Source organism: Kitasatospora sp. NPDC059827 (assembly GCF_042731675.1).
In the GTDB taxonomy this organism is placed as follows: Bacteria; Actinomycetota; Actinomycetes; order Streptomycetales; family Streptomycetaceae; genus Kitasatospora.
This window is the reverse complement of sequence record NZ_JBHWIV010000180.1, coordinates 1-2,344: the sequence shown is the minus strand read 5'-3', so window position 1 is coordinate 2,344 and position 2,344 is coordinate 1. Positions and strand designations below refer to the sequence as shown.

The window sequence follows — 2,344 nt, the reverse complement described above, 5'->3', positions numbered from 1 at the left end:
GAGGAGCACGGACCACCCGGTCCGGGCGCTGCCTCGGAACGGGGGAGACCATGACCATCAGCCATCCTGAGCCCGTCACCGCCCGCCTCCACTCCGCCGCCCTGCCGACCACTCCACCCACCCCACCCACCCCTGGCTCCGCCGGGCGGGACGTCCACCCCGTACTGCGCCGGGCCGCCGCGCCACCGGCCGCCCTCGACCTGCTCGCCGACGCCCACCGCACGCTGGCCCGCGCCCGCGTGCTGGAGGATCCGCTGGAGCGCTACGCCACCGCGCACCTGGCCGCGCTGCGCACGGTGGCCGCCGTGCTGGCCGTCCGCGGCCGGCCGGAGAAGAACCCGCGCCGGCGAAAGGCCATCCGCAGTGCCTGGGAGGTGCTGCCCGAAGTCGCCCCCGAACTGGCCGAGTGGGCGCTCTACTACGGCGCCGGTGCCCGTCGCCGGGCCGCCGCCGAGGCCGGCATCCGGGGCGCAGCCTCGGCCCGCGACGCCGACGACCTGATCCGCAACTCCGCGCTGTTCCTGCGCCTGGTCGAGCGGCTGCTCGGCCTGCGCCCGGCCCCGCCCGCACCCCGGCTGCCGCTCGACGGGGACGAGCCGCCCGGCGGGGGCGGAGCGGCCGCGCGGCAGGCTTAAGGTGGAGGCATCCTGATCGATCTGCACGTGCCAAGGAGCCCGACCGTGTACCCGACGCGTCCCCGCAGTGCCCTGCGTACCGCCGTGGTCTGGGAGGTGGTACGGGCGGCCCTGGAGAAGCGGGCGGCCGAGCTGGACCAGCCGGTGCTCGACGTGGTCGACACCGGTGGCGGCACCGGCAACTTCGCCGTGCCGGTGGCCAAGCTCGGCCACCGGGTCACCGTGGTCGACCCGAGCCCGGACGCGCTGTTCGCGCTGGAGCGCCGGGCCGCCGAGGCCGGGGTGACGGACCTGGTCCGGGCCGTCCAGGGCGACACCCAGACGCTGCCCGAGCTGGTCGCCCCCGGCACCGTGGACGCGGTGCTCTGCCACGGCGTGCTGGAGGTCGTGGACGACCCGGCCGAGTCGCTCGGCAGCCTGGCCGCCACCCTGCGCAAGGGCGGCCTGGTCAGCCTGCTGGCCGCCAACCGCAACGGCGCCGTGCTGGCCCGCGCGCTGGCCGGCCACTTCAACGAGGCCCGTACGGTGCTCTCCGCCGAGGACGGGCGCTGGGGCGAGCAGGACCCGATGCCGCGCCGCTTCACCGGTGAGGAGCTGGGCCGACTGGCCGAGGGCGCGGGCCTGCGGGTGGAGTCGGTGCACGGCGTCCGGGTCTTCGCCGACCTGGTGCCCGGGGTCCTGGTGGACACCGAGCCGGGCGCCATGGAGGCGCTGCTCAAGCTGGAGGAGGCCGCTGCCGCGCAGCCCGCGTTCCACGCCGTGGCCACCCAGCTGCACCTGCTGGCCACCCTCGCCTGACCCCGCCCGGAGCCCCCGCGGCGCCCGTCCGCCGCCGTCCGGTCCGCGCGCCGTCCGGCGGCGGTTCGCTTCCCGGACGACCCCCGGACACCCGCTCCTCGCCCGGGTGTGCTCCGGATCATCCCCGGCTCCGGGCCGATTCCATCGGGTCGGGCACTTGTCCGATCCGTCCGGCGTTGACCCGGGTGCGGCCCCGCCCGGTCGAAGTGGCCCGTCCCACGCGGCGCAGACCACTCCGTAACGGGGCCCCGGACCGTATGATCTGGGTAAAGCCGGTAAGCATGACAGCCGGATGCGTGGGGCATATGGACGACACGGGCCGGGTCCCCCGCACGGGCGTCCGACCGTGTGCCCAAGGCTGATTGGACTGGCCTCTCCGACCGGGGAGGCGGACCGGTCGCACCCGCGACCGACGAGTAGGAGGACTCCGTGCCGCTCTCGGAGCACGAGCAGCGACTGCTCGACCAGATGGAGCGAGCGCTGTATGCCGAAGATCCCAAATTCGCGTCAGCGCTTGAGGGAACCGGGCTGCGCACCTTTACCCGTCGGCGGGTCTACCTGGCCGTCGCCGGCTTCGTGGTGGGGATCGGCCTGCTGATGGGCGGCATGGTCGTTCCGGACCAGATCTGGGTCAGCGTCGTCGGTTTCCTGGTGATGCTCGGGTGCGCGGTGTTCGCGGTGACCGGCTGGCGCCGGGCGCCCGCGGGCCAGGGCTCCGGCCCCCGGCAGGCCGCGGCCCCGCGCCGCAAGGCCGGGATGATGGACCGGGTGGAGCAGCGCTGGCAGCGCCGCCGGGACGAGCAGTCCGGCGGGTTCTGAGCCGCAGGGCCGTCGGGACGTCGAGGACGTCGAGGGCGGACGAGGCGTCGAGGACAGACGACGAGAGCCGGGGCGGGCAGTCGACCGACTGC

General features: G+C 75.4%; 3 protein-coding genes. All 3 read left to right on the top strand.

Annotation, left to right across the window (positions count from 1 at the left end):
• Positions 1–50 precede the first annotated feature (50 nt).
• The 3 genes from ACFV8H_RS41390 (at position 51) to ACFV8H_RS41380 (ending at position 2,252) form a co-directional block, all read left to right on the top strand.
• The gene (locus ACFV8H_RS41390) at positions 51–635 is read left to right on the top strand and encodes an SAV_6107 family HEPN domain-containing protein (protein WP_380409939.1); all 585 of its coding nucleotides are present in this window, start codon (positions 51–53) and stop codon (positions 633–635) included.
• 45 nt (positions 636–680) lie between these two features.
• On the top strand, positions 681–1,433 hold the full coding sequence (locus ACFV8H_RS41385) for a methyltransferase domain-containing protein (protein ID WP_375893236.1): 753 nt from the start codon (positions 681–683) through the stop codon (positions 1,431–1,433).
• Positions 1,434–1,862: 429 nt separating this feature from the next.
• Positions 1,863–2,252 carry a DUF3040 domain-containing protein gene (locus ACFV8H_RS41380; protein ID WP_380409937.1) on the top strand — a complete coding sequence of 130 codons (390 nt, stop codon included), beginning with the start codon at positions 1,863–1,865 and terminating at the stop codon, positions 2,250–2,252.
• Positions 2,253–2,344 lie beyond the last annotated feature (92 nt).